Annotated in this window: 12 protein-coding genes; 8 read left to right on the top strand and 4 right to left on the bottom strand. The window is 31.3% G+C overall.

Features of this window, described 5'->3' with window-relative positions:
* Positions 1-14: 14 nt before the first annotated feature.
* Positions 15-818 carry an ABC transporter permease gene (locus B5S50_RS07120; RefSeq protein WP_065076991.1) on the bottom strand — a complete coding sequence of 268 codons (804 nt, stop codon included), beginning with the start codon at positions 816-818 and terminating at the stop codon, positions 15-17.
* The gene (locus tag B5S50_RS07115) at positions 818-1,576 is read right to left on the bottom strand and encodes an ABC transporter ATP-binding protein (protein ID WP_065076990.1); all 759 of its coding nucleotides are present in this window, start codon (positions 1,574-1,576) and stop codon (positions 818-820) included. Before B5S50_RS07115 ends, B5S50_RS07120 begins: the two co-directional genes overlap by 1 nt.
* Positions 1,577-2,033: 457 nt before the next feature.
* On the opposite strand from B5S50_RS07115, the gene B5S50_RS07110 reads away from it, so the two are divergent.
* On the top strand, positions 2,034-6,329 hold the full coding sequence (locus B5S50_RS07110) for a 2-hydroxyacyl-CoA dehydratase (protein WP_065076989.1): 4,296 nt from the start codon (positions 2,034-2,036) through the stop codon (positions 6,327-6,329).
* Between the two features lie 372 nt (positions 6,330-6,701).
* The gene (locus B5S50_RS07105) at positions 6,702-6,983 is read left to right on the top strand and encodes an ABC transporter substrate-binding protein (RefSeq protein ID WP_065076988.1); all 282 of its coding nucleotides are present in this window, start codon (positions 6,702-6,704) and stop codon (positions 6,981-6,983) included.
* Here the strand turns inward: B5S50_RS07105 and B5S50_RS07100 are convergent.
* On the bottom strand, positions 6,970-8,607 hold the full coding sequence (locus B5S50_RS07100; protein WP_217303463.1) for a recombinase family protein: 1,638 nt from the start codon (positions 8,605-8,607) through the stop codon (positions 6,970-6,972). The genes B5S50_RS07105 and B5S50_RS07100 overlap by 14 nt on opposite strands.
* Positions 8,608-8,680: 73 nt before the next feature.
* Here B5S50_RS07100 and B5S50_RS07095 point away from each other — a divergent pair, with 73 nt between their 5' ends.
* The 3 genes from B5S50_RS07095 to B5S50_RS07085 all read left to right on the top strand — a co-directional run bounded on the left by B5S50_RS07095 (position 8,681) and on the right by B5S50_RS07085 (position 10,218).
* The gene (locus B5S50_RS07095) at positions 8,681-8,839 is read left to right on the top strand and encodes a hypothetical protein (protein WP_154104924.1); all 159 of its coding nucleotides are present in this window, start codon (positions 8,681-8,683) and stop codon (positions 8,837-8,839) included.
* 144 nt (positions 8,840-8,983) lie between these two features.
* The gene (locus tag B5S50_RS07090; protein WP_065076987.1) at positions 8,984-9,358 is read left to right on the top strand and encodes a GntR family transcriptional regulator; all 375 of its coding nucleotides are present in this window, start codon (positions 8,984-8,986) and stop codon (positions 9,356-9,358) included.
* Between the two features lie 2 nt (positions 9,359-9,360).
* Entirely contained in the window at positions 9,361-10,218 is an 858-nt protein-coding gene (locus B5S50_RS07085) for an ABC transporter ATP-binding protein (RefSeq protein WP_217303462.1), read from the top strand.
* 29 nt (positions 10,219-10,247) lie between these two features.
* Here B5S50_RS07085 and B5S50_RS07080 read toward each other — a convergent pair whose 3' ends face one another.
* A complete protein-coding gene (locus B5S50_RS07080; RefSeq protein ID WP_217302540.1) occupies positions 10,248-11,636 on the bottom strand; it encodes a transposase in 1,389 nt (462 codons plus the stop codon).
* 164 nt (positions 11,637-11,800) lie between these two features.
* Here B5S50_RS07080 and B5S50_RS07075 point away from each other — a divergent pair, with 164 nt between their 5' ends.
* From B5S50_RS07075 to B5S50_RS07065, 3 genes are all read left to right on the top strand, one after another.
* The gene (locus B5S50_RS07075; protein ID WP_254306729.1) at positions 11,801-12,385 is read left to right on the top strand and encodes an ABC-2 transporter permease; all 585 of its coding nucleotides are present in this window, start codon (positions 11,801-11,803) and stop codon (positions 12,383-12,385) included.
* A 106-nt stretch (positions 12,386-12,491) separates the two neighbouring features.
* Positions 12,492-13,139 (top strand): ABC-2 transporter permease, encoded by a 648-nt coding sequence (locus B5S50_RS07070; RefSeq protein WP_217303461.1) that lies wholly within the window; start codon positions 12,492-12,494, stop codon positions 13,137-13,139.
* 180 nt (positions 13,140-13,319) lie between these two features.
* A complete protein-coding gene (locus tag B5S50_RS07065) occupies positions 13,320-14,420 on the top strand; it encodes an FIST signal transduction protein (RefSeq protein WP_217303460.1) in 1,101 nt (366 codons plus the stop codon).
* Positions 14,421-14,423: the final 3 nt, after the last annotated feature.

Below are 14,423 nucleotides of genomic sequence, written 5' to 3'. Positions count from 1 at the left end.
TACAATCCTGCAATTTAATGAAGCATTATTTTTGTCAGCTTTTTCTCTGCAAGTTCTACTGCTCTGTACATTAGGTAAGCTAAAATTGAAAGTATGATTATGCTGACCATTACTGTATCTAACTGTGATATCTGACCTCCGTATATGATTAAGAAACCAAGGCCTTCTTTTGCTACTAGGAATTCTCCCATTATTACGCCAACCCAGGACAGGCCTACATTTATTTTTAAAGCAGATATTAAAGTAGGTACTGAAGAAGGTATTATAAGGTAAATGAGAACTTGAAGTTTTGAAGCTCCAAAGGTCTTTAGAAGCCTGATTTTATCTCTATCTACAATTTTAAATCCATGAAATACATTTATTATGGTTACAATTACTGAAATTAATATGGTGATTACAATGATAGTTGACATACCATTTCCTGCCCAAAATATTATTATAGGTGCTAAGGCAATTTTAGGAAGTGCATTTAATACAACTATATAAGGGTCAAGTACATCTGAAATGAAGTCAGACCACCAGAGAAGTATGGCAATTATAGTTCCAAGAACTGTGCTAAGTAAAAATCCCAGTATGGTTTCATAACAAGTTATGCCAATATGTCTAAATAGAGTTCCTTCTGCATAGAGCTTTATAAGGTTTTTCCACATTCTAGAGGGTGTACTGGTTAGAAAAGGATCTATCCATCCAAGGTCGCCTGCTATTTCCCATAATGCAAAAAAAGCTATTAAAATTATAAATCTGCTTAATATAACTTTCTTCTTTCTAGTTACTATATTATTTATATATATTTGGTGTTCCTTGTTGTAATCCAACATTAATAATTCAACTCCTTCCATATGCTGTTAAAGTAGATTCTAAATTCTGGATCTTCCCTGCATTTTAAAGGAGAATTATAAGATTCACTGAAAGTTATATCAAATATTTTTTTAATTTTAGCAGGCCTTTTTGAAAGTACTACTATTCTATTTGACATAGATATAGCCTCTGATATATCGTGGGTTACCATTATGACTGTTTTTCTTTCCCTCTTCAATATTTTAAATATTTCATCGCTTATATTTAATCTAGTCTGATAATCCAGTGCTGAGAAAGGCTCATCTAAAAGTAGAACTTCAGGATTTAAGGCAAGAGTTCTTATTAAGGCAACCTTTTGACGCATTCCCCCTGATAATTCGTCTGGATAATAATTTACAAAGTCCATAAGACCATAATTTTTAAGTAAGGAATTTAACTTGTCTTTGTATAAGTCTGGTGATTTATGTTGTATTCTTATACCAAGAGTTATATTGTTCCACACGCTGGACCATTCAAATAGGTGATCTCTTTGAAACATATATCCAAGTTTTGAAGAAGCAGAAGCTAAGGGTTCATTGTCTATAAATATTTCACCACAAGAAGGCTTTATAAGACCTGCTATTATATTTAAAAGTGTAGTTTTTCCACAGCCTGATGGACCTACTATGCTTAAAAATTCTCCTTCTTCTACGGAAAAGTTTATATCAGTCAAGGCTTTAGTAAATCCTTTAAGTGAATGGTAGTTCATAAATACATCTTTTACTGTTAATTTACTCAAAATATCATCTCCCGCCAGTTTACAGTTATTAATTGGCATTTATTAGGCTTAGGCATTTTCTTTCAAATGTCTTATTACAAACTATGATTTATTATATGAAGGCTCGTAATTTATTGTTCCTGACGAAAAGACGATAACAGCACAAAATTCAACACATAACTATGAAAATACTCACATATTAATTTATATTATGGTAGTATTTTAAACTTAAAATTAATTAAGGGGTAACATGTGTTATAATATAATTACTGAATTAGGTTTAAACACAGTTTAAATCCAAATTGTATTGTAACTATGCGGCATATTCGTAGAATTATTTTCTAAATATGGGTTGTGATGGCACATGCTATAAAGCATATGGATAAAAGCTATTATTTCCTGTTTATTGTTAGGTGAAAATATATTACAATATCAATGTACTATTTCAAATTATTATTTTATTAAAAGGTGATTGCTTATGAAAAATTTATTTCATGTAGGTCTTGATGTAGGTTCAACTACAGTAAAAATAGTTATATCAGATATTAAAGATAGTATAGTATATCATAAATACCAAAGACATTTTTCTGATATAAAAAGTACTATAGCTAAAGTTATTAAAGATGCCTATGAAAAATTAAAGGATTCAAATATCACTGTAATGGTTACGGGTTCAGGTGGGTTATCTGTATCTAAGTGGCTTGACATACCGTTTATTCAAGAAGTAGTAGCTTGCACTAATACTATAGAACAATTTATACCGGAGACGGATGTGGCAATAGAATTAGGTGGTGAAGATGCCAAGATAACCTTTTTTGATGGTGGAATTGATCAAAGAATGAATGGAACTTGTGCAGGTGGAACTGGTGCATTTATAGACCAAATGGCATCTCTTCTTCAAACAGATGCGCAGGGACTAAATGAATTAGCTAAAAATTACAAAGTGATTTATCCTATAGCAGCAAGGTGTGGTGTATTTGCCAAAACTGATATACAACCTCTTTTAAATGAGGGAGCTGCAAAAGAAGATATTGCAGTATCTGTATTTCAATCAGTTGTAAATCAGACAATAAGTGGACTTGCTTGCGGAAAAGTTATAAAAGGTAATGTGGCATTCCTAGGTGGGCCACTGTATTTTTTATCAGAACTTAGAAAAAGATTTATAGAAACTTTAAAGCTTACGGATAGGCAGGTGATTTTTCCTGAGAATCCTCAATTGTTTGTAGCACTTGGAGCAGCTATTTCTTCTAAAAATGGAAAAGTTATTTCTGCTGAAGATTTAGTAGACAGGCTTCCTAATTTAAGCAATTCTTCAGCAGATGAAATACAAACTATAAGGCCATTATTTAAAGATGAGAATGAATTAAATGAGTTTAAGAAAAGACACAGTACCAGTGTGGTAAAAAGAGCGAACTTGAATACATTTAGAGGAAACTGTTATCTTGGAATAGATGCAGGCTCAACTACAACTAAGGCGGCACTTATAGATGAAGAAGGAAATTTACTTTATTCTTTCTATAAGGGTAATGAAGGCAGCCCTTTAAAGTCGTCTGTAAGAATATTAAAGGATCTATACAAAAAGATGCCTGAAGGTGCACATATAGTAAGCTCAGCAGTTACAGGTTATGGAGAAAATCTTATAAAAGCAGCACTGCATGTAGATATAGGCGAAGTTGAAACTATTGCCCACTATAAGGCAGCAGAATTTTTCCAGCCTGGAGTAGATTTTATACTGGATATTGGTGGACAGGATATGAAATGTTTGAAGGTTAAGGACAAGGTAATTGACAGCGTAATTTTAAATGAAGCCTGCTCATCTGGATGTGGATCTTTCTTAGAGACTTTTGCTAAATCACTTAATATGAGTGTAGAAGACTTTGCAAAAGCTGCAGAAACTTCCCAAAAACCTGTGGATTTGGGTTCCAGGTGTACTGTATTTATGAATTCGAGAGTTAAACAAGCTCAAAAAGAAGGAGCTTCAGTAGGAGATATATCTGCAGGACTTTCTTATTCAATTATAAAGAATGCTTTATTTAAAGTAATAAAGATGAGAAATTCAAAAGAATTTGGAGAAAAGGTAATAGTACAAGGGGGAACTTTTTATAACGATGCTGTACTTAGAGCCTTTGAAATCATATCTGACAGGGAAGTAGTAAGACCTGATATAGCAGGGCTTATGGGAGCTTTTGGATCTGCAATTATTGCAAAGGAAAGACATCAGGCTGGGTGTGAAAGTACACTTTTAAGTGAAAATGAGCTAGGCAATTTTACATCAGAAGTATCTATGAGAAGATGCGGAAAGTGTGCTAACAACTGTCTTTTAACTGTAAATAAATTTTCCGATGGAAAAGAATTTATATCTGGAAACAGGTGTGAAAGAGGTGCAGGATTAGAACGTAAAAGTCAAGATGTGCCTGATGTTTTTGCCTATAAGTATAAAAGAATATTTAATTACATTCCTCTTAAAAAGAGCGAGGCAAAAAGAGGGATAGTAGGGATACCTCGAGTGTTAAATTTATACGAAAATTATCCATTTTGGTTTACATTTTTCACTGATCTGGGATTTAGAGTAGAAATATCTTCCCGTTCATCAAAGAGAATTTACGAACTTGGAATAGAAACAATACCTTCTGAGTCAGTTTGCTATCCTGGAAAGATGGTCCACGGACATATAATGGACCTTATAAATAGAGGAGTAAATTTTATATTCTATCCATGTATACCTTATGAGAAAAAAGAACAAGAAAATGCAGATAATAACTATAACTGTCCTATAGTAACATCTTATCCTGAAGTTATAAAAAACAATATGGATATACTAAAGGAGAAAGATATTAATTTCAAAAATCCATTCTTGTCTTTGAATAACGAACCCAAGCTCGCAGAGAGACTTGGAGAAGAACTTAAAGAGTTTAATATACCTCAAAAGGAAATATCCTCTGCAGTGGCAAAAGCTTTTGAAGAGAGTAGAAAGGTAAAAAATGATATAAGATCAAAAGGTGAAGAAGTAATAAAATATCTTAAAGATACAGGTAAAAAGGGCATAGTACTTGCAGGAAGACCTTATCATATTGATCCGGAAATAAATCATGGTATACCTAATATAATAACATCTTACGGTATGGCAGTACTTACTGAGGATTCTGTGGCACACCTTGGAGTAGTAGAAAGACCTTTAAGGGTAGTAGATCAGTGGGTATATCATTCTAGATTATATGCTGCAGCAAGTTTTGTAGCTAAACAGGACAATATAGAGCTTGTACAATTAAATTCCTTTGGCTGTGGATTAGATGCAGTAACTACAGATCAAACTCAGGAAATATTAAATAAATACGGAAAGATATATACAGTACTTAAAATTGATGAGGGTAGTAATTTGGGGGCTGTTAAAATAAGAATGCGTTCTCTTAAGGCAGCTATTGAAGAGAGAGATAAATCTGGTTTTAAACCTCATAAAGTTGGAACTGATTATAAAAAAGTACTGTTTACTGAAGAAATGAGGAAAAAGCATACTATATTGTGTCCTCAGATGTCACCTATACATTTTCAATTTCTGCAGGAAGCTTTTAAAGCATCTGGATATAACCTGGAGGTGTTACCTTCTGTAGATAAGAAAGCAGTAGATGAGGGACTTAAATATGTAAATAACGATGCTTGTTATCCTTCCATAATAGTAGTGGGACAAATGATAGAGGCATTAAAATCTGGAAAATATGACTTAAATAATACTTCTTTAATAATTTCTCAAACAGGGGGAGGATGTAGGGCTACGAACTATATAGGTTTCTTAAGAAAAGCACTTAGAGAAGCTGGTATGGAAAATATACCTGTAATATCCCTAAACACAGTGGGATTAGAAAAAAATCCAGGATTTAAAATTACCATTGGACTTGTAAATAAGGCTATGATTGCACTTTTATATGGAGACTTGTTTATGAGAGTGTTGTACAAAGTAAGGCCTTATGAAAAGATACCGGGGTCTGCAAATACCCTTTATAGAAAATGGGTTGATAAGTGTAAGGAAAGTGTTAAAAGTGGAAGTCACAGTGAATTTAAAAAAAATATATACAGCATAGTAGAAGACTTCGACAATCTTGAATTAAATAAAGTTAAAAAGCCTAAAGTTGGAGTAGTAGGGGAGATATTAGTTAAGTTCCATCCTACAGCTAATAACAATATTGTAGATGTTTTGGAAAAGGAAGGTGCGGAAGCAGTAGTTCCGGACTTGACAGATTTTCTTTTGTATTGTGCTTATGATGCTGAATTCAAATATAAATATTTGGCGGGAAGTTACAAGGACAATATCATAAATAAATGGGCAATTAAATGTATTGAATATTTTAGAAGGCATATGCGAAAAGCCCTTGAAAATAGTAAAAGGTTCACTCCTCCATCAGACATTGAAGAACTGGCAAAGTATGCTTCTAAAGTGCTTTCTATAGGAAATCAAACAGGTGAAGGTTGGTTCTTGACTGCTGAGATGATAGAACTTATAAGAAGTGGAACAAAAAATATCGTATGTATGCAGCCTTTTGCATGTCTGCCTAATCATGTAACAGGTAAGGGAATGATAAAGGAATTAAAGAGAAGATACAAGGGAAGTAATATTGCTGCTATAGACTATGATCCAGGAGCAAGTGAAGTAAATCAGTTAAATAGATTAAAACTTATGCTATCTGTGGCATTTAAATCTATGGAAAACGAAGCTCCTACTCAGAAACGGAAAGAGAAATTAGTGCCTAAAGCAGTGCTCGTACAAAGTGGAACTAAATAATATAGGGTTCTAGCTTGAAAGTTACCTTATACAAATCATGAAATGACAAATTTCATTTTGTGTATAAGTTTAAATTTCAATTAGAAAACTCCATAAGTGTAAAATTAAACATTCTATAAAATTATGGGTTTTCTAACTTAAAAATCAACTTATAAGCAAGCATATTTTTACAATAAAGAAGCTCTTTTAAATATTTTGCATATAAGTCTTAGAAAAAAATTCGTAAAAACTTAGAACTTTTGAATTGTCTGAGGTATGAGTTGATTTTTTGTTTAGAAATTCTATAGAGATGATAGAATTTCTAAACATTTTAACATAATTGTAGTATCCTTCATATTAATAATATAAATATTAATGTTTTTGGAGGATTTTATGACTAGAAAGAAGTTTTGCATAAGTTGTATTTTACTCTCCTTTATATTTATAGTTACTATTTTTACGGGATGCGGTGGCAAAAAAGATAGCAAGGCATTAGTTACAGTAAAATTGAATGAGGTAGCGAGGTCTGTATTTTATGCGCCTATGTATGTGGCAATAAATAAGGGAATGTTTAAAGAGCAGGGGATAAATATAGATCTAACAACAGGTCAGGGTGCAGAAGCTGCCATATCAAAAACACAAGAAGACGCAAGCTGTGAGATTACGTCTTCTTAATATTATTATCACATCCAATAAGATTTATTTGTAAAATTTTGTCTTTACCATACCAAACTATATTTTTTATTAAAGAATTTAAAAGCAATTTTTTACTATCAATATCCATTGAAGCAAAGAACTTTTTAAAATCCAAAAGCTGATCTTTTATTGAATTTAAAAATTTTTCAGAACATACAGTTGAATTTGTAGAAGTTGATAATTTAGTTATTTTATTTTCCAAATCCTCATTTTCTTTTTTTATATCAGACATTTCTTTTTTTATTATTTGCAAAATATCTATATTGTCATCCAGAAGGGAGAATTTTCTAATCAAACCTTTAAGAATTTTGTTATTAGCATCAATCTTTTTTTTAAATATAAGTATTTGTTTGGAACACTTATATTTGTTCACCTTATTTGACGGATCTGATTTATAAATACGTAAAAGTGCAGATATATCCAAATGCAAAAAATATTTTTCTACGTATTCTTCTGCCTTATAGGCATTTAGCATTTTATTTTTGCATCTGCTGCTGGCTCTATTTTTTAAATTGCATCGGTAATAGCGTTCTAAGAAATCTTTCTTTTTATTGTAATGAGACCAGGAGGACATGCCTGAGCCGCATTCACCACAAATAATCATCCCTGAAAGCAAAAATTTTCTGCCAGTACCATAGCGAGGAGAAGATTTTTGCTTACTTTCCTCTAGTATATCGTGACACTTTACCCATATATCAGAACTCACAACGGACTCATGTTTTCCCACAGATACAATCCATTTATCTATAGAGTTTTCTTTTTTGCCTCCTGCTTTTTTATTATATACCATAAGTCCGTGCTTTCCGTCAGGGATTCCACAAGTTATAGCTCCTTTACTTTTAAACCAGTTAAATATTCTTTCATCTGCTGTACAGTATACAGGATTTAGTATTATTTGTTGTACAGTGCCCCGGGAAAATTCTCCACCGTTTTTACCTTTGTACTCATTTTTACAAAGATAACTTGCAGTGGAACTAAAATTTTTTTTACTCAAGTATAGTTTATAAATGAATTTTACCAGATTTATTTCAGCTGATACATTGCTTAACTTAAACATTTTTTTCCCTTTACCATTAGAATTTGCATATTTTATAGGTTCAGATTCAAATCCAAGAGGTGGAGTACCTCCGAGCCATCTACCTGTTTTAGCAAGTTCCAGCATATTATCCCGTACTCTTTCTGCTATAGTTTCTCTTTCTAGTTGAGCAAATACTGCAGCTATGTTCATCATGGCTCTGCCCATGGCGGAAGATGTGTCAAATTGTTCCTTAATGGAAATGAAAGATACATTGCATTTATTTAGAATTTCAAGAGTACCTGCAAAATCAGCTACATTTCTTGATATTCTATCAAGTCTGTAGCATATTAAGTGTGTAAATTTTTTCTTTTTTATATCTGCCATTAATTTTTGAAATTGAGGTCTTTTAACATTAGAACCACTAAAGCCTTCATCTTCATATATCTTTATTTCTTTAATATTATCATACATCCGGTTTAAATATTCCTGGCACATATCTACCTGGTTTCCTATGGATTCACCTTTGTCTGTGAATTTTGATTTCCTTGAATATATGGCAGCCCTTATTATGATTATCACCCCCATCTATTTATATAATATTAATCACCTTTTAAAATTAATCTCATATTATGATAAAAATGCTAAAAGGGGTATGGTTATGACCATAAAAGTTATAGTTAATTATCCAAAAACAGAAGAGGCTGTGGAAAAATTAAAAGCTGTTGAAGCTAAGATAGTGCTGGATTATCTTAAAGGTATATTAAATTTTCATGATTTAAATGAACTTATGCGAATGCTTGAAGAAGAAAATATTTAAGTATAAAAAATTCCTACTTCAGTTACAACTTCAGTAGGAAATTTTTTTAGTTTACTATTGACAGAGAGTACATATTGCTATATTGTATATATATGATATATACAATATACATGAAATACATAATTTAAGATAAGGGGTGATTAGTTGGATATCATCATAAGCAACTCCAGCGATAAACCAATTTATGAACAAATATCAGCCCAAATAAAAAACATGATTATAAGAGGTTCCTTGGCTGAAGGATATGCTCTGCCCAGCATGAGGCTTTTGGCTAAAGAACTGAGGATCAGTGTTATAACTACAAAACGTGCCTACACAGATTTAGAGAGAGATGGCTTTATTGAAACAGTAAAGGGAAAGGGAAGTTTTGTAGCAGGCAAGAATATGGAGATTATAAAAGAAGAACAGCTGCGCCTTGCAGAAGAACATTTACAAAAAGCTGTGGATCTTGCAAAGGTAAGTGGCATTAGTTATGAGGAACTAGAAGATATTCTAAAATTATTATATAAAGGAGAATAATTATGGATGAAGCAATAAGTGTTAGGGGATTAAACAAAATTTATAAAAATTTTAGCTTGAAAAATGTTTCATTTTCTGTACCTAAAGGCAGTATCGTAGGATTTATAGGTGAGAATGGTGCAGGAAAAACTACTACATTAAAAGCTATTTTAAATTTGATTAGCAGGGAAAGTGGAGAGATAAAAATACTCGATCATGACAATATAAAAGATGAAAAGTATATAAAAGAACAGATTGGTGTAGTTTTTGATGAAAGTAATTTTCATGACACTTTAAATGCAAAAAACATTTCAAAATTTATGGCAAAGATTTATAAACAGTGGGACAGCAATCTCTTTTTTAGCTACCTGGATAAATTTCAAGTACCTAAAGATAAAATTGTAAAAGAATTTTCAAGGGGAATGAAAATGAAATTGTGTATTGCTGCTGCACTGGCTCATAAGCCAAAACTTCTGATTTTGGATGAGGCAACAGGAGGCCTTGACCCTGTTGCCAGGGAAGAAATTCTTGATATATTTTTGGATTTTATTCAAGATGAAGAACATTCTATTTTGTTATCATCTCATGTAACCAGCGACCTTGATAAGATAGCAGATTACATTACTTTCATTCACGATGGACAGGTAGTTTTTAGCAAAAGCAAAGATGATTTGAGAGAAAATATGGGTATATTGAAATGTGGAACTTCAGATTTTAATAATCTTTCTAAAGAAGAATTTATAAATTACAGAAAAAATCAATTTGGGTATGAGGTTTTAATAAATGACAAATATGATTTTATAAAGAAGCATCCAAAACTTGTGGTGGACAACACTTCTATAGAAGATGTCATGCTATTTTATATTAGGGGTGATAAATAATGAGGGGTTTAATTTTAAAAGATCTATACTCAACTTTCGCAGGACAAAAAGACTAATTTCTCCTTGATATAACAAGGCAAAGCAGCAATAAAACTATCTATTATTGAGTCAATAACGTTCTTTGAAAGAAGAAGTTTTTCAGTTAATACACTTTTTAGAATATCTATAATAATATTCATTACTTCACAAAATTGGATATCTTGAAGTTCATCACAGCATTGATAAAAAAAACCACCAATAGTTCTAACGTCATTATTCTTACGGCTCTCTAAAGTAAGCATAATGTATCTGGTAAAAACTATAGAAGTATGTGAAACCATGGAATCATAAGAACGCCCTTGAAACTCTTTAGCGAGTTTTAGAAAAGACTTGTTCATTTTAAAGAAAACCTCTATATCCCAGCGTTTTCCATAAATTCTTATTATCTCATTGTCATCTAAGGATATATTTGTAGAAATTAAAGCAAGCCATTTTCTACTTCTGTTTCTATCTCTTACAAATACAATTTTTGCTTTTACCTCATTACTATTTTTGTCAGAGCCAATACCTACAATAACAGAAGAAAGAATTTTTGCCTTACCACGCTTTTTTCTTAAATTAGCATAGAGATTTTTAAGGTTCAATAACTTACCGTTGTAATTGTAGTAAACCCTTGGCATTGCTTTGACCATAGCAATAGTATTAAGTTTGAGTTCTAAAATCTGTATAAGAGTTTTTGGGTACGTAAACCAACTGTCAAAAAGAACATATGATGCAGGAATAGCATATTTTGAAACTTGTTTAAGTAAACTAATCATAACCTCAGGTGACTTTAAAACAGCCTCCTTACGAAGTTTAGAACCATTGGTTCTTTTATCAATATTGTGGTTTTCAGGACAAAGTCTGTTTTTCTCCTTTTCGGAAGAAAGCAGAGTGAAAGCAAGAGGTAAAAAAGTATTGCCATCTGACCAACCAAGGGTGAGAAGGCGAAAGCCTTTGACATATTTATGTTCAACATGGTCATGAACTCTTGCAAGAAGTTCAACAGATTTGCTCCTGCACCTACTGTATAAAGAGTCATCAACTACAAGTACATTAACTCTATCTTTTGAAGTAAGTGGTACAATAATATTTTTTATGATTGATGAAGAAAGTAAAAACAAAAACTTTCTCCAATTAAAGTTTGGTGAATTAAGAAATCTATATACAGTATCCTTTGAAAATTGATTATTTTTTCCAGACTCCAAGTTTCTAAATAAGTTTTTTCCAGTAAAAACAAGCATAAAAATATATTGAAATATTTTAATACATGAAAATCCTTTTTCTTTAGAAAAATTGCATTGCCTAAGTATATGTCCAATTTTGTTGTCTTTAAAAAATCTATTTATAGTAAAATTAAATTGTTTATCAGTAGTATCATTTGATATAATAGTATTCATAAGAAACATTCCTTTCTTTGGTGTGGTGTTTTTAGCAATTCTATTATACCAAAAGGAATGTTTTTTTGCTTTATGTGTTTATTCTGAAGGCTTTCGCCTTAATTTTTATGTGCGAAAGTTGAGATCTATATAATTTAAAAAACAATGGCAAAAGTATAATTTTTGTGCTTGTAGTGTTTAGTTTTGTATCTTTTTCACAGAATAACATAGGATTTTTAACTGGTTATACAATACTTTTTGCAAGTATGCTTGTTATAAATACTATGTCGTACGATAACATAGCAAAGTGGGACAAATATGCACTTACCATGCCGGTTGCAAGGAAAGATGTAGTCTTCTCAAAATATCTGGTTTCTATTATATCAAGTCTTATGGGGGCAGCAATATCGGTAGCTTTATGCTTTGCCCAGGAAATTTATAGACATAATTTAGATGCTATGGGGATATTGTCAGTTACTGGAATTATACTGGCAATGGGATTTCTATTTATAAGTTTTATATTACCTATTGTTTATAAGTTCGGAGTAGAGAAATCACGTATTTTCATATTTGTAATATTCATTATACCTTTTGCTGTAATAATGCTTGGAAGATCTAAATTTGCAAAATTAAAGCTTAGCCCTTTAGCTGTACAATATATGAACATTATTTTACAGTATTTGCCTGTTATAGTACTTTTAATAACAATTTTAATTATAGTAGTTTCCTATTCCATATCCGTAAAGATATATAGTAATAAAGATATGTAAAATGTTTAATTTATTCATTTTTACGTATTAATATGATTTTAAATGAGTTGTACAAGTCTTACGATAGATAAAATATTATGTTGATTTATATTAGGGGTGATAAATAATGAATGGGTTGATTTTAAAAGATTTGTATAACTTAAAAAACAGTGGAAAATCTTTACTTATTGCAATTGTGGTCTTCAGCTTATTTTATTTTTTACAGGGCATTAATATGGATGTCTGGGATGTATTTATAATATTTATAGGAAGTACACTTATTGTAAATACTATGGCGTACGACAATACAGCAAAGTGGGATAAATATGCACTTGCCATGCCTGTTACAAGAAGAGATGTAGTCCTTTCAAAATATTTAGTTTCCATTATTGTAATTTTTACCGGAGCAGTACTGGCAACAGCTTTGAGTTTTGCTCAGGGAATTAATAAACATAGCTTAGATGTAATAGAAATATTTACAATCAATGGAGCAGCTATGGCAGGTGGTTTTTTGTTTGTAAGTCTTATGTTACCTGCTATTTATAAATTTGGGGTTGAGAAATTACGTATGCTTATACTTTTAGTTTTTTTAGCACCTGCTGGAGTAGTTATTGTCAAATCCAAATTTGCTAAATTAAGATTTTCTCCTTTATCTATACAATATATACATATTATTTTGCAGTATTTGCCTGTTATATTACTTTTGATAGCAATTTTAGTTATGCTAATTTCCTATTCTATATCCCTTAAGATATATTCTAATAAAGATATGTAAAAGAAATATTTACTTAATGAAAAGATTACTTTTTAATGATTTGTATATAGTTAAAAAGGTAATCTTTTTTTATTGTTAAGAAAAATTTACAAAGTAGAGGTCTTAATTGAGTTTACTTTATATTATAAAAAAAGTAATATTACCATATGAGGATATACTTTGAGAAAGGAAGATTGAAAGATGATTAAAACCAAAGTTGGAAGAGGAATGTCTAATAATCTCCAATCAGCATTAGATGAAGCTACTCAAGATTTTGTTAATCCTAAGTTGATAATTTACTATACGAGTAAAGGTAGGTTTGAACAATTTACCAAATTGTTGCACAATAAATTTCCCAATTCCATATTAATTGGTGCTTCTGCATACAAAGAAATTTGTAAATATGGACTTACGAGTGGTGCATTGCTTGCTATGAGTTTTGAAAATGGCATAGAATGTTCTGCTGGTGTAATTGAAGATATAGACAAGTATCCAGTAAAATATATTCAGAGACTGCAGGATTCCATAAGTAAATTAAAGAATACGGAAAATGCAGTATGTCTTGAATTCTGTGTGGGGACAACCAATAGTGAAGAGAAAGTTCTGTCAACTATTAATTCTTTATTAGAAGTATATGAAATACCTTTATTTGGAGGTACCTCAGCAGATGATGGAGAGTTCCAAACTACTTATGTAGGATTAAATGGAAAGGTATATACTAATAATTGTGTATTTGTGTTAATCAGAAACTTGAGTGGAAGAATAAAAATATATCAGGAAAATATATTTAAGAAGACAAATCACTCTTTTGTGGCTACTAAAGTAGATCCGAAACAGAGGATTGTGTATGAGCTCAATGAAAGACCCTGTGCTGAAGTCCTTGCTGAAAGTTTAAATGTTCCTGTAAGTAGTATTAAAGAACTATTTGATACTCATCCGCTGGGAAGAGTTGTAGGTAATGATCTATACATTTCAGCAAATAGGAATCTAATTGACGATAGAGCAATTTCCTATTACAGCAGACTATATAAAAACACCACTGTGGTTTTACTTGAACCGGATAATTATAAAGAAATATTAAAATCCACCATATCTAAAATAAACAATGATTTTGATCATATCTCATGTGCGATAGTGATCAATTGTATTGCGAGAACCATGCTTTTTGAAAAGGAAGGTTTTGCAGAGAAATTTGCAAAACAATTAGGTGAACTTGGAGATTATGTAGGATTTGCAAGCTATGGCGAACAAATGGGGGATTATCATTTTAATCAAACTATGGTAATTGGTGTTTTTGAATAAATA

Origin of the sequence: Clostridium sp. 001, from assembly GCF_019056555.1 — a bacterium.
GTDB lineage: Bacteria > Bacillota > Clostridia > Clostridiales > Clostridiaceae > Clostridium_B > Clostridium_B ragsdalei.
This window is presented reverse-complemented; position numbering and strand designations above follow the sequence as displayed.

What these genes read in the sequence shown, in the direction of transcription:
- B5S50_RS07110 (WP_065076989.1), top strand. Translation starts at nt 2,034, where the DNA reads ATGAAAAATTTATTTCATGTAGGTCTTGATGTAGGTTCAACTACAGTA.
- B5S50_RS07120 (WP_065076991.1), bottom strand. Translation starts at nt 818, where the DNA reads ATGTTGGATTACAACAAGGAACACCAAATATATATAAATAATATAGTA.
- B5S50_RS07070 (WP_217303461.1), top strand. Translation starts at nt 12,492, where the DNA reads ATGAATGGGTTGATTTTAAAAGATTTGTATAACTTAAAAAACAGTGGA.
- B5S50_RS07100 (WP_217303463.1), bottom strand. Translation starts at nt 8,607, where the DNA reads ATGGGGGTGATAATCATAATAAGGGCTGCCATATATTCAAGGAAATCA.
- B5S50_RS07080 (WP_217302540.1), bottom strand. Translation starts at nt 11,636, where the DNA reads ATGAATACTATTATATCAAATGATACTACTGATAAACAATTTAATTTT.
- B5S50_RS07095 (WP_154104924.1), top strand. Translation starts at nt 8,681, where the DNA reads ATGACCATAAAAGTTATAGTTAATTATCCAAAAACAGAAGAGGCTGTG.
- B5S50_RS07065 (WP_217303460.1), top strand. Translation starts at nt 13,320, where the DNA reads ATGATTAAAACCAAAGTTGGAAGAGGAATGTCTAATAATCTCCAATCA.
- B5S50_RS07085 (WP_217303462.1), top strand. Translation starts at nt 9,361, where the DNA reads ATGGATGAAGCAATAAGTGTTAGGGGATTAAACAAAATTTATAAAAAT.
- B5S50_RS07105 (WP_065076988.1), top strand. Translation starts at nt 6,702, where the DNA reads ATGACTAGAAAGAAGTTTTGCATAAGTTGTATTTTACTCTCCTTTATA.